The 21204-nt window shown below is 66.2% G+C and carries 18 protein-coding genes; 6 read left to right on the top strand and 12 right to left on the bottom strand.

The genetic code is table 11. The annotated features are described in order from the left end of the window. The first annotated feature begins 214 nt into the window (after positions 1-214). The 5 genes from BMZ17_RS04875 (at position 215) to rnfB (ending at position 6929) form a co-directional block, all read left to right on the top strand. Positions 215-2965 carry a TonB-dependent receptor plug domain-containing protein gene (locus BMZ17_RS04875; protein ID WP_093138046.1) on the top strand — a complete coding sequence of 917 codons (2751 nt, stop codon included), beginning with the start codon at positions 215-217 and terminating at the stop codon, positions 2963-2965. Positions 2966-3171: 206 nt separating this feature from the next. Then, positions 3172-3612 carry a DUF2147 domain-containing protein gene (locus BMZ17_RS04870; protein WP_093136642.1) on the top strand — a complete coding sequence of 147 codons (441 nt, stop codon included), beginning with the start codon at positions 3172-3174 and terminating at the stop codon, positions 3610-3612. A gap of 114 nt (positions 3613-3726) precedes the next feature. Further along, positions 3727-5790 (top strand): methionine--tRNA ligase, encoded by a 2064-nt coding sequence (gene metG / locus BMZ17_RS04865; protein ID WP_093136640.1) that lies wholly within the window; start codon positions 3727-3729, stop codon positions 5788-5790. An 82-nt stretch (positions 5791-5872) separates the two neighbouring features. Then, positions 5873-6463 (top strand): HAD-IB family hydrolase, encoded by a 591-nt coding sequence (locus BMZ17_RS04860; RefSeq protein WP_093136638.1) that lies wholly within the window; start codon positions 5873-5875, stop codon positions 6461-6463. A gap of 40 nt (positions 6464-6503) precedes the next feature. After that, positions 6504-6929 (top strand): Rnf electron transport complex subunit RnfB, encoded by a 426-nt coding sequence (gene rnfB / locus BMZ17_RS04855; protein ID WP_093136636.1) that lies wholly within the window; start codon positions 6504-6506, stop codon positions 6927-6929. A gap of 10 nt (positions 6930-6939) precedes the next feature. On the opposite strand, the gene BMZ17_RS04850 is transcribed toward rnfB, so the two are convergent. From BMZ17_RS04850 to BMZ17_RS04820, 7 genes are all read right to left on the bottom strand, one after another. Continuing rightward, entirely contained in the window at positions 6940-8535 is a 1596-nt protein-coding gene (locus tag BMZ17_RS04850) for a tetratricopeptide repeat-containing sulfotransferase family protein (protein ID WP_093136634.1), read from the bottom strand. Beyond that, positions 8535-9458, bottom strand: coding sequence for a TraB/GumN family protein (locus BMZ17_RS04845; protein ID WP_093136632.1), 924 nt, complete (start codon positions 9456-9458; stop codon positions 8535-8537). Before BMZ17_RS04845 ends, BMZ17_RS04850 begins: the two co-directional genes overlap by 1 nt. A 22-nt stretch (positions 9459-9480) precedes the next feature. Then, positions 9481-10422, bottom strand: coding sequence for a DUF1684 domain-containing protein (locus BMZ17_RS04840; protein ID WP_093136630.1), 942 nt, complete (start codon positions 10420-10422; stop codon positions 9481-9483). Next, positions 10422-12251 (bottom strand): DNA mismatch repair endonuclease MutL, encoded by a 1830-nt coding sequence (gene mutL / locus BMZ17_RS04835; protein WP_093136628.1) that lies wholly within the window; start codon positions 12249-12251, stop codon positions 10422-10424. The genes BMZ17_RS04840 and mutL overlap by 1 nt, the downstream gene beginning before the upstream one ends. A gap of 69 nt (positions 12252-12320) precedes the next feature. Continuing rightward, the gene (locus BMZ17_RS04830; RefSeq protein WP_093136626.1) at positions 12321-13850 is read right to left on the bottom strand and encodes an N-acetylmuramoyl-L-alanine amidase; all 1530 of its coding nucleotides are present in this window, start codon (positions 13848-13850) and stop codon (positions 12321-12323) included. A 108-nt stretch (positions 13851-13958) separates the two neighbouring features. Continuing rightward, a complete protein-coding gene (gene tsaE, locus BMZ17_RS04825) occupies positions 13959-14417 on the bottom strand; it encodes a tRNA (adenosine(37)-N6)-threonylcarbamoyltransferase complex ATPase subunit type 1 TsaE (RefSeq protein WP_093138045.1) in 459 nt (152 codons plus the stop codon). After that, a complete protein-coding gene (locus tag BMZ17_RS04820; protein WP_093136624.1) occupies positions 14414-15895 on the bottom strand; it encodes an NAD(P)H-hydrate dehydratase in 1482 nt (493 codons plus the stop codon). Before BMZ17_RS04820 ends, tsaE begins: the two co-directional genes overlap by 4 nt. Positions 15896-15920: 25 nt before the next feature. On the opposite strand from BMZ17_RS04820, the gene queG reads away from it, so the two are divergent. Next, positions 15921-16994, top strand: a complete 1074-nt coding sequence (queG, locus tag BMZ17_RS04815; protein ID WP_093136622.1) for a tRNA epoxyqueuosine(34) reductase QueG — start codon at positions 15921-15923, stop codon at positions 16992-16994. A 50-nt stretch (positions 16995-17044) separates the two neighbouring features. Here queG and pgi read toward each other — a convergent pair whose 3' ends face one another. From pgi to folK, 5 genes are all read right to left on the bottom strand, one after another. After that, positions 17045-18547 carry a glucose-6-phosphate isomerase gene (gene pgi / locus BMZ17_RS04810; RefSeq protein ID WP_093136620.1) on the bottom strand — a complete coding sequence of 501 codons (1503 nt, stop codon included), beginning with the start codon at positions 18545-18547 and terminating at the stop codon, positions 17045-17047. After that, positions 18547-18927, bottom strand: a complete 381-nt coding sequence (panD, locus tag BMZ17_RS04805; RefSeq protein ID WP_093136618.1) for an aspartate 1-decarboxylase — start codon at positions 18925-18927, stop codon at positions 18547-18549. The genes pgi and panD overlap by 1 nt, the downstream gene beginning before the upstream one ends. 75 nt (positions 18928-19002) lie before the next feature. Further along, entirely contained in the window at positions 19003-19845 is an 843-nt protein-coding gene (panC, locus tag BMZ17_RS04800; protein ID WP_093136616.1) for a pantoate--beta-alanine ligase, read from the bottom strand. Positions 19846-19887: 42 nt separating this feature from the next. Further along, positions 19888-20700, bottom strand: coding sequence for a 3-methyl-2-oxobutanoate hydroxymethyltransferase (panB, locus tag BMZ17_RS04795; RefSeq protein ID WP_093136614.1), 813 nt, complete (start codon positions 20698-20700; stop codon positions 19888-19890). A gap of 17 nt (positions 20701-20717) precedes the next feature. Next, positions 20718-21200 carry a 2-amino-4-hydroxy-6-hydroxymethyldihydropteridine diphosphokinase gene (gene folK, locus BMZ17_RS04790; RefSeq protein ID WP_093138044.1) on the bottom strand — a complete coding sequence of 161 codons (483 nt, stop codon included), beginning with the start codon at positions 21198-21200 and terminating at the stop codon, positions 20718-20720. Positions 21201-21204 lie beyond the last annotated feature (4 nt).

The following is a 21204-nucleotide window of genomic DNA, read 5'->3' as shown; positions in this document are numbered from 1 at the left end:
ATACAAGTCACATTTTCACTCGAAACTTATTTGTCGAAGCCGATGAATGCCGTGTTAATTTCGCGTTGGGATGGAATGCGTCACACGGTGTGACACATCGCCAAGGATTGGCGTCCTTGCAACGATAAAAGCCATTTTTAGGGGATTTAACTCAATGTCTCGCAAGCACCAACTCCCGAAGCGGAGTCGCCTGACGGCGGCCGTCTTCACCGCCATGCTGTTGCCGACTGCTGCCTTCGCGCAGGACGCAACTTCTTCAAACACCGAGGCGAAGAATCTCGAGAAGGTCACCGTCACGGGATCGCTGATTCCGCAGACCGAACTGGAGACCTTCGTTCCGGTCACGGTGATCACGGCAGAGGACATCAAGTCGCGCGGCTTCAGCAGCGTGGCCGAAGTCCTGCAGAAGAGCTCGTTCGCCACCGGCGCGGTGCAGGGTGCACAGAGCTCGGCGTCGTTCACCCAGGGAGCCAACGCTGTCAGCCTGTTCGGCCTGCCGCCGGGTTACGTCAAGTACCTGATCGATGGCCGCCCGATGGCCAACTATCCAGCGCTGTACAACGGCAGCGATACCTTCAACAACATCAGCGGCATTCCGATCGACCTGGTCGATCGCATCGAAATCCTGCCGGGCGGCCAGTCGTCCCTGTATGGCTCGGACGCAATCGCCGGTGTCATCAACGTCATCCTGAAAAAGAAGATGGATGGCGCCGTGATGTCGGTGCGTGGCGGCACCTATACCGAAGGCGGCGGCAACACCATCCGCTTCACTTTCGCAGACGGCTGGACGTCGGCAGACGGCCGCACCAATGTCATCGGCGGCGTGCAGTACGAAGAACGCGATCCGATCTGGGGCTACCAGCGCGACATCACCAAGCAGTACAACCAGAACGGCTATACCCCGCAGCTGGTAGGACGCGACTTCCTAGTGTACAGCCCGTTCACCAGCTACAAGTTCATGGACCCCAACAACTGCGAGAACGTCAGCGGCTTGTTTGGCGGCACGATGGCGCTGCAGCAGCGTCCAGGCTTCGGTGACGAATACTACTGCGGCTCGCCTAACACTCCGGGCTACCGCACCCTGATGAACGGCCAGAAGTCTGGCCAGGCCTACGTGCACGCGACCTTCGACGTCAACGACAATGTGCAGTTGTACGGCGATGTGCTGTACAGCCATGACGAGGCCAAGTATCACATCGGCTCCAGCTACACATGGTGGGGCACGAGCGTCGATTTCGGCTATTTCTACGACCCGAACCTGGACGACCTCGTCAACCTGCAGCGCTCGTTCGCCCCCGAGGAAATGGGCGGCAAGGGCTTCGGCAGCACCATGTCCAAGGACGTCAGCGATTCGCTGCGCGTCACCTTCGGCGCATTGGGCAAGTTCGGCGACTCGAACTGGGACTACGACGTTGGCGGCACCTATACCGAGTACAAGCTGACGGAGAACAACTTCTCCCGCTTCGCCGACAAGATTGACCAGTTCTTCATCGACAAGGTGCTGGGTCCGGACCTGGGTCCGGATCCGTATGGCTACGGCTACAGCACGTTCTCCCCGGACTACGCCGCGTTCTACTCGCCGATCACCCCGGAAGAGTTCAACAGCTTCACCGGCTACGTGAAGTCCAAGAGCAAGACCTCCGACAGCATGCTGCGCATGCAGCTGACCAACGGCACGTTGTTCAGCCTGCCGGGCGGTGATGCGGGCCTCGCGGTAGTAGGCGAAGTCGGCCAGCAGAAGTGGGACTACACGCCGGATCCGCGCCTGCTGGACGGTTCTGTTTGGGGCACCACGGCAGTGAGCGGTGGCGGTGATCGTGACCGCTACGCGCTGACGACCGAACTGCGCCTGCCGGTGTTTGAACCGCTGACCATTACTGCGTCTGGCCGCTATGACGCGTTCAAGCCGGATGGCGGTGGCACGGTCGACAAGAGCACCTACAGCCTTGGCGTGGAGTTCCGTCCGTTTGATTCGCTGCTGATCCGTGGCAAGTACGGCACCGCTTTCCGTGCACCGACGCTGTCTGACCAGTTCCAGGGCATCAGCGGCTACTACACCTCGGTTGCTGACTACTACCAGTGCTCGCTGGCCGGCTTCTCGCCGGAGCAGGTAGACAATTGCCCGCAGCAGTACTCCAGCCGCCAGGTGTTTGGTACGCAGTCGGGCAACCTCGACCTGCAGCCAATCAACGCCGACGTGTGGAGTGCGGGCGTCGTGTGGGCGCCGATCGACCGCATGTCGCTGACCGTCGACTATCACAACTGGGACATCACTGATGAAGTCACCCAGCAGAGCCCGGGCGCGCTGACCCTGCAGGAATACCGCTGCCGTACCGGCGTGGACGACATCAACTCGCCGCTGTGTGTCAACACGCTGGCGCAGATCACGCGTAACAGCCAAGGCAACATCGTCGAAATCTACACGCCGAAGATCAACGTCTCGCGCCGCAAGCTGGAAGCCGTCACCGCGGCCTTCAACTACGGCTACGACTTCGGCACCTGGGGTGATATCAACCTGCGCACCAGCTTCACGCAGAACCTCAAGCACGAGTACACCCAGTACGACGGCGACACGCCGGCCGACCTGGTGTGGGACCCCTACTGGACCAGCGACCCGCGCCGCAAGGCCAACGGCTCGCTGACCTGGTCGAAGGGCAACCTGTCGGCGACCTGGTACACCAACTGGATCGACAAGACGCCGAACTACCGCGCCTGGATCTCGACCACTGGCTACGATGCGCCACTGGCACATCGCGTGGGTTCGTACACCACCCACAACCTGAGCATTTCGTATCAAGCGTTTGATGGACTGGAACTGTCGATCATGTCGACGAACCTGTTCAATAAGATGCCGCCCTACGACTACACCTATCCGGGTAGCTCGGGTGCTCCGTACCAGTCGAACAACTTCGACCCGTACGGCCGTGCCGTGTATGCCGAAATGCGCTATTCGTTCGGCAAGTAACCACTGTCAGTTGCAGTAGGGAAAAGCCCCGGCCGAAACGCCGGGGCTTTTTCATGCCCAGATTCAAACGCGGCGATGCACCTAGCCCATCGCGCCAGATGTATTGAAATAACTATATGTGCCAATCCGAGGAGGCACGCACCACTCCCACCACACGCCCCAGTACGGTATAAGGGCGACAGATACCGATCCCTGGGAGGGGACTCATGCGCAAGACGATCCTGACGTTGTCCCTGCTGACCCTCGCCGGCGCTGGCTCCAGCGCGATGGCGGCCGATGGGGCCGTGGGCCGCTGGAAGACCATCGATGACAAGACGGGCGAGGTGAAATCGATCGTCGAGATCAGCGAGGCCGCCGGCGGCAGCCTGACCGGCAAGGTCGTGGAAATCCTGAAGTCGGACAAGGGCCCGAATCCGGTCTGCGACGGCTGCTCGGGCGATCGCAAGAACAAGCCGATCAAGGGCATGACCATCCTGTGGAACCTCAAGCCGGATGGCGCCAACGAATGGGCCGGCGGCACCATCCTCGACCCAGCCAATGGCAAGACCTACAAGTCGAAGATGGAGCTGCAGCCGGGCGGCAAGAAGCTGGACGTCTCCGGCTGCATCACCTTCATCTGCCGTGCGCAGACCTGGGTGCGCGAGTAAGCGTCTTCACTACTGCCATCCGCGAAAGCCCGGCCTTGGCCGGGCTTTTTCGTTGCGCAAGGGCACGCTGGGCCGCCATGCGATAATTGCCACCCCCTTGTTCGCCACGCCACCATGACCCGCACCGCGCTCGTTTCCAATGCCCTGCCCTACGCCAACGGCCCGCTGCACTTGGGCCACCTGGTGGGCTACATCCAGGCCGATATCTGGGTGCGGGCGCGGCGCATGCGCGGCGACAACGTCTTCTACGTGTGTGCCGATGACACCCACGGCACGCCGATCATGCTGGCGGCCGAGAAGGCCGGCGTCACGCCCGAGGCCTTCATCGCCAACATCCAGGCCAGCCACGAGCGCGATTTCGCCGCCTTCGGCGTGGCCTTCGACAACTACGATTCGACCAACGGCGAGACCAATCGCGAGCTGACCGAGAGCTTCTACGCCAAGCTCGAAGAGGCCGGCCACATCGGCCGCCGCAGCGTGGCCCAGTTCTACGACCCGGCCAAGGGAATGTTCCTGCCCGACCGCTATATCAAGGGCATCTGCCCCAATTGCGGCAGCGCCGACCAGTACGGCGACAACTGCGAGGTCTGCGGCGCCACCTATTCGCCGACCGACCTGAAGGAACCCAAGTCGGTGATCTCCGGCGCCACGCCGGAAATGCGGGACTCGGAGCATTTCTTCTTCGAGGTCGGTCACTTCGATGGCTTCCTGCGCGAATGGCTGGCTGGCGATGTCGCCCTGCCCGGCGTGAAGGCCAAGCTGCGCGAGTGGCTGGATGCCGAAGGCGGCCTGCGCGCGTGGGACATCTCGCGCGATGCGCCGTACTTCGGTTTCCAGATTCCGGGCCAGCCGGGCAAGTATTTCTATGTGTGGCTGGACGCGCCGATCGGCTATCTGTCCAGCTTCAAGAACCTGTGCGCGCGCATCGGCGAGGATTTCGCGCCGCACCTGGCCGCCGGTTCACAGACCGAGCTGCACCACTTCATCGGCAAGGACATCGTCAACTTCCACGGCCTGTTCTGGCCGGCGGTGCTGCATGGCACGGGCCACCGCGCGCCGACGCGCCTGCACGTCAACGGCTACCTGACCGTGGACGGCGCCAAGATGTCCAAGTCGCGCGGCACCTTCATCATGGCGCGCACCTATCTGGATGTCGGCCTGGAGCCGGAAGCGCTGCGTTACTACTTCGCGGCCAAGTCTTCCGGCGGCACCGACGATCTTGATTTGAACCTCGGCGACTTCATCGCCCGCGTCAACGCGGACCTGGTCGGCAAGTTCGTCAACCTGGCCAGCCGCTGCGCCGGCTTCATCGGCAAGCGCTTCGACGGCAAGCTCGCCGATGCGTTGCCGGATGCCGCGCAGTACAAGCGCTTCGTCGAAGCGCTGGCGCCGGTGCGCGAGGCTTACGAGCGCAACGACCCGGCCTCGGCGATCCGCCAGGTGATGGCGCTGGCTGACGAGGCCAACAAGTACATCGACGACACCAAGCCGTGGGTGATCGCCAAGCAGGACGGTGCCGACGCGCAACTGCAGTCGGTGTGCACGCAGGGCCTGAACCTGTTCCGCGTGCTGGTCGCCGGCCTCAAGCCGGTGCTGCCGCGTACCAGCGCCGAGGCCGAGGCTTTCCTGTCCGCACCCGTGCTGGCGTGGGAAGAACTCGCCCAGCCGCTGACCGCGCATGTCATCCAGCCCTACACCGCCCTGTTCACCCGCATTGACCCGAAACTGATCGACGCCATGACCGACGCCTCCAAGGACACCCTCGCCGCCCCGCCTGCAGCTGCTGTCAAGCCACAGGAAAAGAAGAAGGACGCCACGCCTGCACCGGCCGCCACGGAAGGCGCCACATTCATCGGCATGGACGACTTCGCCAAGCTCGACCTGCGCATCGGCAAGGTGCTGGTGTGCGAGCTCGTCGAAGGTTCGGACAAGCTGCTGCGCTTCGAGCTGGACGCCGGCGAGCTGGGCAAGCGTCAGATTTTTTCCGGCATCCGCGGCAGCTACGGCGAGCCGGACAAGCTGGTCGGCCGTAGCGTGGTGTTCATCGCCAACCTCGCCCCGCGCAAGATGCGCTTCGGCGTCAGTGAAGGGATGATCCTGTCGGCTGGTTTCGATGGCGGCTCGCTGGCGCTGCTGGATGCGGACGACAACGCGCAGGCGGGTATGCCGGTGCGTTGATTGCAGCGATCGCGGTTGCGCAAGACGGCGCGCCTTTGAATTGGCGCGCCGTTTTCGTTTTCGCGATCCAGACTGGATGCCCATGGACCTGGCGCTCTTCGACTTCGACCACACCCTCACCACGCGCGACAGCTATGCGGACTTCCTGCGCAGCATCGCCACGCCTGAGCAGCTGGCGCGGGCGAAATGGAATGTCGCGCCATGGCTGCTGGCCTATCGCACGAGATTGATCTCGGCCGAAGCGATTCGTGCACGCGTGACGCGGAACGGCTTCAGCGGACGCGCCCACGCGGAGATCCGCGCCGCAGGCCAGCGCTATGCGCATGAGGTGCTACCAACGCTGTTGCGGCCGCGCATGCGCGAGCAGTTGGACTGGCACCAACAGCGCGGCGATACCGTGGTAGTGGTGTCGGCCTCGCTGGATGCATACCTGCAACCCTGGTGCGCCTCACTTGGCGTGGCGATGATCTGCAACCAGCCCGAACACCGCGATGGCGTCTGCACCGGCCGCTACGCTGGCGGCGATCTCGGCCGGCACAAGGTGCAGCGCATCCGCGCGCAGTACGATATCGCCCGCTACCGCCGCATCCACGCTTACGGCGACAGTGGCGAGGACAAGGCCATGCTCGCCCTGGCGCATGAGCGCTGGTATCGCGGCCGCCTGTTGACCTGACTCCTTTCGTATTGAACCTTCCGCGCAGCCCTCGCCACGCATGACCGATTCATCCGCCCTCGCCGAACGCCTCGACCGCCTGCTGCCGCAAACCCAATGCGGACAATGCGGCTTTGACGGCTGCCGCCCGTATGCCGAAGCGATGGCGCGCGGAGACGCCGGCGTCGAGCGCTGCCCGCCCGGCGGCGACAGCGGCGCACGCGCGCTTGCAAACGTACTGAACATCGCGCCGCAGCCTTACGACCGCAGCCGCGGCACGCACCTATCGCCGGAAGTCGCTTTGATCGTCGAAGCCGACTGCATCGGCTGCACCAAATGCATCCAGGCCTGCCCCGTCGACGCCATCATCGGCGGTGCCAAGTTCATGCACACCGTGCTGGAAGACCTCTGCACCGGCTGCGGCCTGTGCATCCCCCCCTGCCCGGTGGACTGCATCGTGATGCTGCCGGCTGGTAAGGACATCTGAAGTCGAAACTTCAATCTCCGATTCTGGCGCCACCTTCGGCGAGCAGCGCACGCAAATCGTCGACCATCGGCCCATAGCGCTTCCAGCGCTGCAGAGAGCTGCGATAAATCTTCGAGCGCACCTGCACCGCACTGGCAGTGGATACCGGCGCCGCGTTTTTCTCGAACTGCAGGCAAGCGTCTTCCCACGGTAAGCCGCAGTGTTCGAGCAAGCGTCGGGTCTGACCCTCCTGATCGTTGACCACGTCCTCATAGCGCACTTCGAGGATCCGACCTGGCATCACGCTCTGAAAGTGCTGCATCAGCCTGTCGAACAGGAGCCAATAGCGGCCGGTGTCGAGCAGATCGAAGCAATAGTTATAATTGGGCGAGTTGAGTGCGAACAACTGCCTGAAATTCGCGATGCACGTATCGGTCGCATCGCGCCTGAGGCAGATCATCTTGGCATTCGGAAGGGCGCGTGCAATCAGCCCCGCGAACATGAAGTTGTGGGGAAGCTTATCGATGAAATGCGGGGTATGACCTGTCAGTGGTCGCGTGTTCTCGAGATAGGCCTCGCCCAGTGCCGTCCAATCCACCCGCCCCATTGCTCCAAGCATCGGCGTGTCAATCGCGAGACGCGAAGGAACTCCAACGGCGCGCTTGTACATCACCGGGAACGCTTGCAGTTCACCAGCCGAATGCACTGCCGAATGCGATGAAACAATCCGCTCAACCAGCGTGGTGCCGCTGCGCGGCATGCCAAAGATAAAGATCGGCTCCGCAGTGGATGCTCCCACGATCTTTTCAGGCAACGGCCCGCAGGCGCGAATGATCGAATCGAAGATCTGCGCGTCCGGCTCCTGCGAGAAATCCATCCGTTTGCGCCATGCGCGCTTGCCCGCAATCAAATGTGTCAGGGCAGGCTGGTATTGCCGCAGATCATCGAGTTCTTTCTCGAGCGCCAGGTTCAGATACAGCGCAGCCTCCGGATCTGCGGAATGAACTTCCAGAAGCGTCCTGAGCCGTTCGACGTGATTCTCTTCTGCTTCCTGCTTGGAGAGTTGCGCGAGCACCAGATGCGCACGCCACAGCTTTGGATTGATCGACAGTGCATGCTCGCACTCCGAGATCGCCGCCTTGATCTCTCCGATTGCCAGCAGTGAGGTGGCGAGATTCAGACGCAGCCCTGCCTCGGCGGGCAGTTGTTTGACGGCAAGCTCAAAGGCCGTTGCAGCCTGGGCGTGTGCGTTGGCGCGCGTGAACAGCACCGCCAACACGTTGAGTGTCATCGGATCATGGTTGCCGAGCGAGAGCGAACGTTCCGCCTCCGCAATCGCTTGCGGTTGCATCCTGCATTCAAACAGGATGCGTGCGAATTGCGCAGCGTAATCGGACCTGGATGGACTGAGCTTCGTCGCCTGCATCAGGTGCCCGAACGCCGTCTTTATTTCGCGCAGCTCCATGGTCGCCATGCCCAGAATGAAGTGAACGCCTCCGTGACTGGGCGCCTGGGAAAGCAGGGATTCGGCGAGTCGCTTAGCCGCGCCCCAATTGCGACGATTAAGTGCGTCAACAGCTTCTGCATACCGACTGCGCAGCGCCGCTTCGGATCTCACATCAGACATCAAAGCGACTCCTGCTTGCACGCAGCGCAGATGCGCTGCACGTCGTAGCCTTTGGCGCGCAGTTTCTCGACTACGCCATCGCTGCCCAGCAGGTGCAGGGCGCCGACGACGACCAGGGTGTCGTCATCGCCTGGGCCGCGCAGGCGGGCTTCGAGTTTGGGCAGCCAGGCGTCGTTGCGCTGGACGTTGATGCGCTGGTAGAGCGCGGGGTACTCGCGCTTCATGTCGGCGGCCAGACCGTCGCGCAGCGTGGGCACGTCGCCTGCGCGCCAGGCGCTGTGCAGGCGCTCGGTCTCGCTGGCGCCGGTGTTGCCGGCGTCATCGAGGGTTTCGGCCAGGTACTGCTCCTGCTCAGTCGGCGACATGCCGTCGAGCATGTCGATCTGCTGCTGGCCACGCTCCAGCCCGCTCACCGGCTTGCCGGCCTGCTTGGCCAGGTTGATGAAATGCAGGTCCAGGCCGAGCTGCGGATCCAGGCCCTGACGGGTCATCTCCTGCACGCTGATCGAGGTGGCCACCAGCCAAGGCTCCAGGTGCTGCAGCGATTCCAGCGGCAGGTTGTTGGCCTGCGCGTACGCCTTCAGCGCGTTCCACGTCGCCGGCTTGAGCTGCTGCTGCAGCGAGTCGCCCGCGGGCAGCTGCGCGGCGGCGAGCATCGCCTGGCCTAACGCCGGCGAACTCAGCTCGTCACCGGAAAGTTCCAGCACCAGCTGCTCTGCATCGGCGAAGGCGGCGTCCACCTCCGGCGACAGCGGATAGTCCTGCGGCTTGAGCAGGTGGAACGAGCCCAGCAGGTACAGCGTGTGCTGGCCCTGGGTGACCTTCCACAGCAGCGGCACGGGCGGCGTCGCGGCCGGCGCCGCAACAGACGCGGCCACCACGCCGCACCACAGTCCGATCAACACCACGCAACGCAGGAACATGCCGCAACCGCCTCGTTGAAAACTAATGCGAGCCTACCGGCCCGGTGTACATCTTCTCGCCTGCATCGACCAGCAGGTCCAGACGGTTTTCCGCAGGCGGCAAAGGACACGTCGCAAAGCGGGTGAACACGCACGGCGGGTTGTAGGCGTGGTTGAAATCCAGCACCACCTTGCCCGACGCATCCGGCTTGGCCACGTCCAGGAAGCGCCCGGCCGGATACGAGCCATGCCCGCTGGTCCGGTCGGCCATGACGAAGAACAGACCGCCGTCATCGCCTTCCATCGCGGTCAACCGATAAGGCTTGCCATCGTGCTGGAACTCGACCACGCCCGGACTGGGCGCGGCGATGGTGTTGCCGACCATATCCACGAACGACAGCGTGGTCCCGGCGGGGCTGGGCGTGAACTTGCCTTCGATGCGCCAGCCCGGTTCGGGCTGCCAGTAATCGAGCTGGGTGAACTGCACCCGCGCCGGCGCGTTGGCGCTCTTGATGCGCAGGCCGAAGCGCGGGCCGCGGCGGATCAGCGTCACCTGGTCGGCGCCATCGTCGAAGCCGATCACCGTGGCCGGGCCGTTCGGCGCGTAGACCAGCTCGATGCGCCTGGTCAACGGCTTGCCGTCGGCGGTCATCGCCACGCCGCGCTCGGGGGTGAAGAACACCTTGTCGCCGTCCTGCTGCACCAGGCCCAGCTTGGGCGGCCCGACCTCCAGCTTGATGCCACTGCCGTCGCCGCTGCCGATGTAGTGCGCCTTGAGCGTGAGCCAATGCAGGCCCACCAGGCTGGTCCAGCCATCGGGCGCAAGCAGCGCGCTGCGGCGCTCGGTCTGCCAGATGGCGTTGTCGGCCAGGAAGTTCACATCCGAGGTGATGCCCTTTTCCACTGGCGCAGCGGGCTTCTCGCCACAGCCGGCCAGTGCCACCAGCAGCATCCCCATCCAGCACAGCCGCGTCGTGCGTGTCATCAGCGTCCCCGTAGAAACCACTTGTCGATCTCGGCCAGGCCGAAGTGCGCCCAGGTCGGGCGGCCATGATTGCACTGCCCCGAGCGCTCGGTGATTTCCATGTCACGCAGCAGGGCATTCATTTCGGGCAGCGTGAGGCGGCGATTGGCGCGCACTGCGCCGTGGCAGGCCATCGTGGACAAAAGCTCGTCGCGCGCCGCCGAGACGCGGCGGGTCTGGCCGTGTTCGCGCAGGTCAGCCAGTACGTCGCGCAGCAATGCGCCGGGTTCGGCATGGGCCAGCAACGCGGGCACGCTGCGCACGCTCAGACTCTGCGGGCCGCTGCGGGTGACGTCGAAGCCCAGGTCGGTCAGCGTGGTCGCTTCGCGCTCGGCCACGTCGGCTTCGCGCTCGGCCACGGCCAGCGTCATCGGCACCAGCAGCGGCTGCGCGGTCAGGCCGATGCCGTCATGCGCGGTCTTCAGGCGTTCGTAACCAATGCGCTCGTGCGCGGCATGCATGTCGACCACGATCAGGCCCTGCGCGTTCTCGGCCAGGATGTAGATGCCGTGCAGCTGCGCCACCGCGTAACCCAGCGGCGGGATGCCGCCTTCGGCATCGTTGGCCGGCATCGGCATCGCCGGTGCGGGCTCGGCCGAACGCGTCGGCGCGCCGGCATACAGCGCGGCGTAGGCACTGGGCGCATCGGCCACGCGCAGTCCCAGCGGCGACTGCTGCGACCCGGTCCACTGCAGGTGCTGCGGCATCGTCGAAGGCGCAGGCATACCGTAAGCGGCCTGTGCGAACGGCATCGACTGCACGGGCGCTTCGCCTTCCACGCCACCGGCGACGCCAGCGCGCGTGCCGGCCAAGGCTTCCTGCAGCGTGCGGTAAACGAAGTCGTGGATCATGCGCGACTCGCGGAAGCGCACCTCGTGCTTGGCCGGATGCACGTTGACGTCCACGCGCGCCGGGTCCAGTTCCAGGAACAGCACGTAGGCCGGCTGGCGGCCGTGGTACATCACATCCTGGTAAGCCATCTTCACCGCGTGGGCGATGTTGCGATCACGCACCGAACGCCCGTTGACGTACACGTACTGCTGGTCGGCGCTGGCGCGCGAATACGCCGGCTGCGCGATCCAGCCATGCAGGCGCAGGCCGGCGCCGCTGTGCTCCACGCGCAGCGCATGCGAAGCGAATTCCTCGCCCAGCGTTTCATGCAGGCGCAGGGTCGGCTCGATCTCACCACCGCCCTTGTAACGGCGCGACGCGCGACCGTTGTGCGATACGCGCAGCTCCACGTCCGGGCGCGCCAGCGCCAGCGAACGCAGCCACTCTTCGATATGGCTCAGCTCGGTGCGCTCGGCGCGCAGGAACTTGCGCCGCGCCGGCACGTTGTAGAACAGCTCACGCACTTCCACCGTGGTGCCCTGCGCATGCTGGCGCGGGGTAACCTCGCCAACGCGGCCGCCGTCCACCTGCAGGGTCGAACCGTGTTCGTCATGCGCGCGGCGCGAGCTCAGCGAAAACCGGCTGACCGAGGCGATCGACGGCAGCGCTTCGCCACGAAACCCCAGCGTCGCCACGGTCTCCAGATCGTCCAGCGAAGCGATCTTGCTGGTGGCATGCCGCGAAACCGCCAGCGGCAGCTCTTCCGGCGCGATACCGCCACCGTCGTCGCGGATGCGGATCAGGCGGATGCCGCCTTCTTCCAGATCGATATCCACGCGCAGCGCACCGGCGTCCAGCGCGTTTTCGACCAGCTCCTTGACCACGGACGCAGGGCGTTCGACCACTTCGCCGGCGGCAATCTGGTTGATGAGGGTATCGGGGAGTTGGCGGATCGGCACGGGCAGTTCGCGCGGCAGGCGCGCAGGGTCAAAACCAGCCCTGATGATAGCCGACGCGTCGGCCGGGACTTACGGCGAACCGCCGCCCGTGCCGCTGCCACCCGCCGATGCGGCCTGCGCGCGCGCGGCGAACAGCGTGCCCGGCGGCGGCTGGCGCGTGAAGTAGGTTTCCACGCCATCGAGCACCGCGCCGGCGATCTTGCGCTGGAACGACGGATCGGTGAGCTGCTTCTCTTCGGTGTAGTTGGAGATGAAGGCGGTTTCCACCAGCATCGCCGGCATGTCCGACGTGCGCAGCACCGCGAAGTTGGCCTTTTCCAGGCTGGCCTTGTGCGCGTCGCCAACCTGCTTGAGGCCCGACAGCACGTGGCCTGCGGCATCTTCGGAGGCGCGCATGTGGCCGCTCTGGGCCAGGTCGATCAAGACCGAGGACAGCGTGCTGTCGCCGGTCTGCAGCTTGTAACCGCCGACCAGGTCGGAGGAGTTTTCCTTGTCGGCCAGCCAGCGCGCACGCTGCGAAGTGGCGCCCTTGAGCGACAGCACATACACCGACGAACCGCTGGCGCTGCGGTTTTCCGCGGCATCGGCGTGGATGGAGATGAACATGTCCGCATGCGCGGCGCGCGCCTTCACCGCACGCTGGTTGAGCGGGATGAAGTAGTCGCCATCGCGGGTCAGGTAGGACTTGAGGCCGGGCGTGGCGTCGATCTGCCTGGCCAGCTCGCGGGCGATGGCCAGGGTGACGTTCTTCTCGTACTTGCCGGTCGGGCCGATCGCGCCAGAATCCTGGCCGCCGTGGCCGGCGTCGATGGCAATCACCAGCGGCCGCATGCCGGCACGCATCGCCAGCCGCGGCTGCGGCAGCACATTAGCCGGGCCATCCGCCACGACGGATTTGGGTTCGACCGGTGCCGGCTTGCCGGTGGCGATGGTCACGCCTGGCGAGACGGTCTGCGGCTCCTGTGGCGCGGGCACGGTGGCGCCGGGCACGGGCTGGCCGGCGAGGATCGCGGCCGGTGACAGGTCGCCCGGCATCGCGGTGGCGGCGACTACGGCGGCCGCCGGCACCTGCTGCGCCGGCGCCGGCGCAGCGGGCGTGGCCGAGGCCTGGCGCACGGCATTGGCGGTCAGCGCGGACGTGGCCTGCGCGGCGGAGACGGTCGGCGACACGGGATTGGGTGCGCTCTTGGCGGCGACCGGCTGGCCGTCGCCCGGCCATTCGATCACCAGCCGCGACTGCGCGCCGCTGCCCTCCATGCGCGGGGTCATCGCCTTGACCGACGAGGCCAGGTCGAACACCACGCGGAAGGTCCCCGGCACCGGCTGGCCGGTGCGCACGGCGGTCACCACGCCGACCGCAGCAGGCAGCTTGAGCTGCTTCAGCGCGGTGGAATCGGGCAGGTCGACCACCAGACGATCCGGGCCGGCCAGCGAAATGGTCTTGAATTGGCCGGCGCCCTGCAGCGCGATCTCCGCGCGGGTGCCGGTGGCGCCGTTGACCAGGTTGATGCCACTCACCTGCCCGGCGAATGCGGGCGACAAGAGGCCCTGGAGCAGCACAGCGCTCCCCAAAGCAACAGCAATTGCGGCTTTCCCCATTGGCATGGATCGAATTCAAGCATTAACGACCTGCCAATGCAACCCGTTTTTCCCTTAATAATCCGTGACCTGCCGGAACTTCCTCGGGCCAGCAGGCAGGAGGGGCGCCTAACTGGTCTTTTTTGCCGCCTGCGCCAACCAGCCGCGGCCGGCGTCCGACCCGGCGACCAGGCGCGCACTGCGTCCATCACCGTCGATGGCCAGGTGAATCTCGAGATCGGGCGGTGGCAGGCCGCCGCGGCCCTTTTCCGGCCATTCGATCAGCCATAGCGTGGCTACGGCCTCGTCCAGCCCCAGGAAATCCAACTCGCCCGCGTCGCCCAGGCGATACAGGTCCAGATGCCAGGCTTCGCCGCCTTCGACCGCATAGCGCTCGACCAGGGTGTAGGTCGGGCTGCGCACCGCGCCGGTCACGCCCAGGCCGCGCAACAGGGCGCGCGCCAGCGTGGATTTGCCCGCGCCCAGGTCGCCATGCAGGTGCACGGCGGCCAACGGCGGCCGGGTCTGGGCCAGTGCGACGCCCAGCTGTGCGGTGTCTTCGGCGGTGGCCAGGTGCAGGTCCATCAGTTCGGTTCCGGGTTGGCCAGCGGTTGCAGGTGGTCGAACAGGTCGCTGGCCAGCAGCCCGCGCTGGCCGCGTTGCGCGGCGGCATCGCCGGCCATGCTGTGCAACAGCGCGCCGGCGCTGGCGGCTTCCCACGCGGGCAGGCCCTGCGCGCGCAGCGCGGCGATCACGCCGGTGAGCACGTCGCCCATGCCGCCGGTGGCCATGCCGGGATTGCCGGCCGCAATCACGCGCGGCAGCTGGCCTTCGCTGGCGACCAGCGTGCCGGCGCCTTTCAGCACGACGGTGGCCTGCAGCCGGGTGCAGAGTTCAGCCGCTGCGCCGAAGCGATCGGCCTGCACGTCCCTGGTCGAACGCCCGAGCAGGCGCGCGGCCTCACCCGGATGCGGCGTCACGATTGCATCGCGCAAAACGCGCGGCGTGGCGGCGAGGAGATTGAGCGCATCAGCATCGAGCACCAGCGGCTTGCCGGCCTCCAGTGCCAGGCGCAGCAGCGCCCTGCCCCAGTCGCCCTGACCCAGGCCGGGACCGATCGCGATGACATCGGCCGCCTCGATCATCGGCTGCAGGTCGCTGCCCGATTCCACCGCGTGGGTCATGGCTTCCGGGCGGCGTGTCAGCAACGGCGTGACATGCGCCTTGCGCGTGGCGACGCTGACCAGGCCGGCGCCGCTGCGCAGCGCGGCTTCGGCCGCCAGCGCGATGGCGCCGCCGTGCCCAAGATCGCCGCCGATCAGCAGCACGCGGCCGCTTTCGCCCTTGTGCGTGTCAGTGCGACGTGGACGCAGCCAGGTCGCAAGCGATGCCGGCTGCAGCAACTGCGCTTTGGGTGCGCTCATCTGCAGCAGATCCGATGGCACGTCGAGCGCATCCAGCAACAGCACGCCGGCGTGCTCAAGGCCGGCACCGGTGTGCAGGCCGTGGTGGCGCACGATGAACTGCAACGTCACCTGCGCGCGCACCGCCGCGCCCGGCGCGGTGGCGAGCGACGCGTCGATCCCACTGGGCACGTCGAGCGCGAACACCGGCGCCGGCTGCGCATTGATCGCCTCGATCAGCGCCTGCGCCTGGCCTTCCGGCGCACGCGCAAGGCCGATGCCGAATACCGCATCCACGACAACATCCGCCGGTGGAAACTGCTCGGGAAACAGCGCGACACGGCCGCCAGCCGCGATGTAGTCGGTGCAGGCGCGCTGGGCCAGGTCGGTGCGCGGCGTGTGGTCTTCCAGATGCAACACCACCACGTCGCACCTAGCCTGCAGCGCCGCCAGCGCCAGCACGTAGCCGTCGCCGCCGTTGTTGCCCGGCCCGCAGGCGACGGTGATGCGCCGCGCCTGCGGCCAGCGCGCCTGCAGCACCCGCCAGGCGGCGTGGCCGGCGCGCTGCATCAGTTCGAAGGCGCCACCGGCCAGCCGTGCGCTGGCCTGCTGGTCCAGGGCGCGCGCCGCAGCGCTGCCGTGCAGGGGAATCAAAGCCGTCATGGCGCGCGATTCTATACTTGCGCGCATGAGTGCTTCGTCTGCCATCGCGCCCGATCCCCACGCCCTGGCCGCGCGCATCCGCGTGCTGTCGCGCGAGCTGGGCTTCCAGCGGTGCGGCATCGCCGGGATCGAACTGGGCCAGGACGAAGAGCATCTGCGCAGCTGGCTGGCCGAAGGCCTGTACGGCACGATGGGCTGGATGGCCAACCACGGCCAACTGCGTTCGCGTCCGGCCGAGCTGATCCCCGGCACGCTGCGGGTGATTTCGGTCGGCCTGGATTACGGCCGCAACGACAGCGACGACGCCTGGACCACCCTGGCCAACGGTGAACGCGCCTATGTCGCGCGCTACGCACTGGGCCGCGACTACCACAAGCTCATGCGCAACCGCCTGCAGAAACTGGCCACGCGCCTGCAGGAAGAAGTCGGCCCGATCGGCCATCGCGTGTTCGTCGATTCGGCGCCGGTGCTGGAACGCGCATTGGCCCGCAACGCCGGCCTGGGCTGGATCGGCAAGCACACCTGTCTGATCGACAAGGACGGCGGCTCGTGGTTTTTCCTGGGCGAGATCTACGTCGACATCCCGCTGCCCATCGACGCGCCGGCCAGCGCGCATTGCGGCACCTGCGTGCGTTGCATCGACGTGTGCCCCACCCAGGCCATCATCGCGCCGCACCGGCTGGATGCACGCCGCTGCATTGCCTATCTGACGATCGAACACGACGGCGCGATTCCCGAGGAACTGCGCAAGCCGATCGGCAACCGCATTTTCGGCTGCGACGACTGCCAGCTGGTGTGCCCCTGGAACAAGTTCGCCAAGCGCCATGACGAACCCGACTTCCGCGCACGCAACAACCTCGATATCGCCACGCTGCCGCAGCTGTTCGCCTGGGAGGAAACGGAGTTCCTTTCGCGCACCGAGGGCTCGGCGATCCGCCGTAGCGGCCACGAGCGCTGGCTGCGCAATATCGCAGTGGCACTGGGCAATGCACCGACCTCGCCCGCGGTACTGGAAGCACTGGCCACGCGGCGCGAACACGCTTCGGCGCTGGTACGCGAACACGTCGGCTGGGCGCTGGCGCAACACGGCGCCCCGTAACGCAAAACGCCGGGACATGCCCGGCGTTCCGCTTGATCGGCTGCGAGACTTCAGCGCGTTCGGATCTGCTCCAGCAGCACCTTGGTCACCGGATCGTCGGCCTCCGCCTCGCCCTTCAGCGCCGGCAGCAGGCCGTTGGCCAGCTGCTTGCCCAGCTCCACGCCGAACTGGTCGAACGCATTGATGCCCCACGCCAGCGACTGCGCGTAGACGCTGTGTTCGTACATGGCGATCAGCGCGCCCAGCGATTCCGGCGTGAGGCGATCGAGCAGGATCATCGTGCTCGGGCGGCCGCCAGCGTAACTGCGGTGCGGATCAGCGCTGGACTGACCATTGGCCAGCGCTTCGGACTGCGCCAGCAGGTTGGACATCAGTGCGATGTGGTTCTCGGCGTACGGATCGTCGTTGTGAATGGTGCCGACGAAATCCAGCGGCACGATCTGCGTGCCCTGGTGCAGCGCCTGGAAGAAGCTGTGCTGCACGTCGGTGCCCGCCCCGCCCCACCACACCGGCACCGTCTCGGACACGACCGGCGAGCCGTCGATGCGCACCGACTTGCCCAGGCTTTCCATCACCAGCTGCTGCAGGTAGTTGGGCAGCAGCGCCAGGCGCTGGTCGTAGGTCATCACGCCATGCGCGGCGTGGCCAAGCACGTTGCGATTCCAGATCGCGGTCAGCGCGTGGCGGATCGCGAGATTGGATTCAGCCGGGGTTTCCAGCACGTGCCGGTCCATCAGCGCAGCGCCGTCCAGCAGCGCCTCGAAATGCTTGAAGCCGATCGCCAGCGCGATCGGGAACCCGACCGCCGACCACAGCGAATAGCGCCCGCCCACCCAGTCCCACATCGGCAGCACGCGCTCGGAGGGAATGTCGAACGCCTTGGCCGCGCGCTCCGGGTTGGCACTGACTGCATACAGGCGTTCGCTGCCGCCCAGCCAGTCGGCCAGGATCTTGCCGTTGAGCAGCGTTTCCTGGGTGCCGAAGGTCTTGGAAATCAGGATCGCTGCAGTGGTCTTCGGATCCAGTCCTGCCAACGTGCGCTGCGCGGCGGCGCCATCGACATTGGAGATGAAATGCACGCGCAGCTTGGCATCGAGCGGACGCAGCGCATCGGCCACGTGGCGTGGGCCGAGATCCGAGCCACCGATGCCGACGCTGACGATGTCGGTGACCTCGCTGGCCTCAAGCGCGGCGACCAGCGTGCCCATGTGCGCGCGCACCTTGGCCGCTTCGGCGTAGGCGTCCTGCGCTGGCTTGGCGTCGGTGAGGTTGCCGCGCAGCGCGGTGTGCAGCGCGGCGCGGCCTTCGGTCGGATTGACCACCTCGCCGGTGAACAGGCGCTGGTAGGCGGCCTTCAGGTCGAGATCGGCGGCCAGCGCATGCAACGCGGCCAGCGCGTCACGGTCATAGCCCTGGCGCGCGAAGCTGGCATACAGCGGCCCGACGCGCAGCGCGAAGTCCGACGCGCGTGCAGGATCCTGTTCCAACAAGGCCGGGGCGCGGATGCCGCGCAGGCGGGTGGCGTGGGACTGCAACGCGTCGAAATTCGTCATCAGGCGGCCTGCTTGGGGATCGATTGGTTGGTGTGGGTGATGCGGTTCTGCCCGTCCACGTAAACCAGGGTGGGCTTGAACGCCTCGGCTTCGGCTTCGCTCATGCTCGCAAAGGCGGCGATGATGATGATGTCACCGACCTGCACATGGCGCGCGGCGCCGCCATTGAGCGAGATGATGCCGCTGCCTTCGTCGGCGCGCAGGGCGTAGGTGCTGAAGCGGGCGCCGTTGGTGACGTCCCAGATGTGCACCTGCTCGAACTCGCGGATGCCGGTGGCATCGAGCAGGTTGCCGTCGATGGCGATCGAGCCTTCGTAGTTCAGCTCGGAATGGGTGACAGTGGCGCGGTGGATCTTGGTCTTGAGCAGGCTCAGGTGCATCGTCGTATCGGACTGCGGAAACAGGCCGGCGAGTCTAGCAGCGCACGCCGCATCCCAGAATGCAGCGCGTGCTTTTCAGAATTCCAGGTTGTCGATCAGGCGCGTGCGGCCCAGGCGGGCCGCGATCAGCGCGACCTTGGCGCCGGTGTCACCGTCGGCCGGTTCGGACAGGTCCGGGCGGCGCACGACGGTGTAATCCACCTCGTAACCGGCAGCGGTCAGGCGCGCGCGCGCGTCGGCTTCCACGGCCTCGCGCGGGTTGCCGGACACCAGCGCATCGCGCATCTGCTGCAGCACGCGGCGGATCTCGGCGGCCTTGGGCCGCTCATCGCTTGAGAGGTACTGGTTGCGCGAGCTCATCGCCAGGCCGTCGGCCTCGCGCACGATGCTGCCGCCCAGGATCTCGATCGGGAACGCCAGGTCGGTGACCATCTGCCGGATCACCGCCAGCTGCTGGAAATCCTTCTTGCCGAAGGCCGCCACGTCCGGCACCACCTGGTTGAACAGGCGGCTGACCACCGTGCACACGCCATCGAAATGGCCGGGCCGGCACTCGCCTTCCAGCACCGAGCTCACGCCCGGCACGTGGACCTTGGCCGCCAGCTCGATCCCGAACGGATACATCGACTCGACCGTCGGCAGCCACAGCACGTCGCAGCCGGCGCCTTCCAGGCCCGTCGTGTCCGCATCGGGCGTGCGCGGATAGCGGGTGTAGTCCTCGTTCGGCCCGAACTGGGTCGGGTTGACGAACACGCTGGACACCACGCGGTCGGCGTATTGCCGCGCCAGCATGATCAGCGAGTAATGGCCGGCATGCAGGTTGCCCATCGTGGGCACGAAGCCCACGCGCAGGCCCTGCCGCTTCCAGCCCATGACGCGGGCGCGCAGGGCGTCCAGTTCGGTAATGGTTTCGATCATCGTGCGCCCTTCCCGCGCGTGTCAGTCATCAGCACGGCGCGATCAGTACGAATGCGCGGCATCGGGGAAACTTCCGTCGCGCACGGCCTGCGCATAGGCGCGCACCGCGCCACCGACCGAGCCACCCTCGGCCAGGAAATCCTTGACGAACTTCGGCCGGCGATGGCCCATCTCCAGTCCCAGCAGGTCGTGCAGCACCAGCACCTGGCCATCGCAGTCCGGGCCCGCTCCGATACCGATGGTCGGGATCTCGACCGCAGCGGTGATGCGCGCGGCCAGCGCCGAAGGCACGCATTCCAGCACCAGCAGCGAAGCGCCGGCGTTAGCCACGGCGGTCGCATCGGCCAGCAGCTTTTCAGCCGCGGCGTCTTCGCGCCCCTGCACTTTGTAACCGCCGAAGGACAACACCGACTGCGGGGTCAGGCCCAGGTGCGAGCACACCGGGATATCGCGTTCGCTGAGGAACTTGATGACGTCCAGCTTGTGGCCCGCGCCTTCGAGCTTGACCATCTCCGCGCCGGCCTGCAGCAGCTGCGTCGCCGCATCCAGCGCACGCTCGGGCGTGGCATCGGACTGGAACGACAGGTCCGACACCAGCAGCGCACGCTCCAGCCCGCGGGCGACGATGCGCGTGTGATAGACCATGTCCTCCAAGCTCACCGGCAGCGTGGAGTCATGTCCCTGCACCACCATGCCCAGCGAGTCGCCGATCAGCACGATGTCCACGCCGGCGGCGTCAACCGTGCGGGCAAACCCGTAGTCGTAGCAGGTCAGCATCACCAGCTTGCGGCCGGCCTGTTTGGCCTGGCGCAGGGCGGGAACGGTCCAGGGCTTGCTGTCGGCGTGCGTGCTCATAGCCGATCATTATCCACTCATAACGCGCGGATGGCGTCATGTCCGATGCGGAATGCAGCTTCTCGCACGCTGCCGTGGCCGGCGATGTGCAGCTCCGGCGCCACGTCGGCCAGCGGCACCAGGGCGAAGGCCCGCTCATGCAGGCGCGGATGCGGCACCTGCAGGCCGGGCAGTTCGATCACCGCCTCGCCATAGAGCAGCAGGTCCAGGTCCAGCGTGCGCGGGCCCCAGCGCTGCTCGCGGCTGCGGTCGCGGCCGAACTGGTGCTCGATCTCCAGCAATGCCGCCAACAGGGCCGGCGCGTCCAACGTGGTGTCCACGCGCGCGGCGGCGTTGATGAAATCCGGCTGCGCCTCCACGCCCCAGGCGGGCGTGACGTACAGCGGCGAAGCGGCAACCAACGCGGTGCCAGGCAGCGCGCCGATGGCCGCGAAGGCGGCCCGCAGCGTCCCCTCCGCATCGCCCAGGTTCGCGCCCAGGCCGATGCAGGCGGTCGTCAGCTCG

It is taken from the genome of Pseudoxanthomonas sp. GM95 (genome assembly GCF_900109775.1).
Taxonomy (GTDB): domain Bacteria; phylum Pseudomonadota; class Gammaproteobacteria; order Xanthomonadales; family Xanthomonadaceae; genus Pseudoxanthomonas_A.
This window is presented reverse-complemented; position numbering and strand designations above follow the sequence as displayed.

Coding starts and splice junctions, on each gene's coding strand:
- BMZ17_RS04845 (WP_093136632.1), bottom strand. CDS start 9,458: ATGTTCCTGCGTTGCGTGGTGTTGATCGGACTGTGGTGCGGCGTGGTG.
- panD (WP_093136618.1), bottom strand. CDS start 18,927: ATGCACCTGAGCCTGCTCAAGACCAAGATCCACCGCGCCACTGTCACC.
- panB (WP_093136614.1), bottom strand. CDS start 20,700: ATGAGCACGCACGCCGACAGCAAGCCCTGGACCGTTCCCGCCCTGCGC.
- rnfB (WP_093136636.1), top strand. CDS start 6,504: ATGACCGATTCATCCGCCCTCGCCGAACGCCTCGACCGCCTGCTGCCG.
- metG (WP_093136640.1), top strand. CDS start 3,727: ATGACCCGCACCGCGCTCGTTTCCAATGCCCTGCCCTACGCCAACGGC.
- BMZ17_RS04875 (WP_093138046.1), top strand. CDS start 215: ATGCTGTTGCCGACTGCTGCCTTCGCGCAGGACGCAACTTCTTCAAAC.
- BMZ17_RS04840 (WP_093136630.1), bottom strand. CDS start 10,422: ATGACACGCACGACGCGGCTGTGCTGGATGGGGATGCTGCTGGTGGCA.
- BMZ17_RS04830 (WP_093136626.1), bottom strand. CDS start 13,850: ATGGGGAAAGCCGCAATTGCTGTTGCTTTGGGGAGCGCTGTGCTGCTC.
- queG (WP_093136622.1), top strand. CDS start 15,921: ATGAGTGCTTCGTCTGCCATCGCGCCCGATCCCCACGCCCTGGCCGCG.
- BMZ17_RS04850 (WP_093136634.1), bottom strand. CDS start 8,535: ATGTCTGATGTGAGATCCGAAGCGGCGCTGCGCAGTCGGTATGCAGAA.
- BMZ17_RS04860 (WP_093136638.1), top strand. CDS start 5,873: ATGGACCTGGCGCTCTTCGACTTCGACCACACCCTCACCACGCGCGAC.
- BMZ17_RS04820 (WP_093136624.1), bottom strand. CDS start 15,895: ATGACGGCTTTGATTCCCCTGCACGGCAGCGCTGCGGCGCGCGCCCTG.
- BMZ17_RS04870 (WP_093136642.1), top strand. CDS start 3,172: ATGCGCAAGACGATCCTGACGTTGTCCCTGCTGACCCTCGCCGGCGCT.
- pgi (WP_093136620.1), bottom strand. CDS start 18,547: ATGACGAATTTCGACGCGTTGCAGTCCCACGCCACCCGCCTGCGCGGC.
- panC (WP_093136616.1), bottom strand. CDS start 19,845: ATGATCGAAACCATTACCGAACTGGACGCCCTGCGCGCCCGCGTCATG.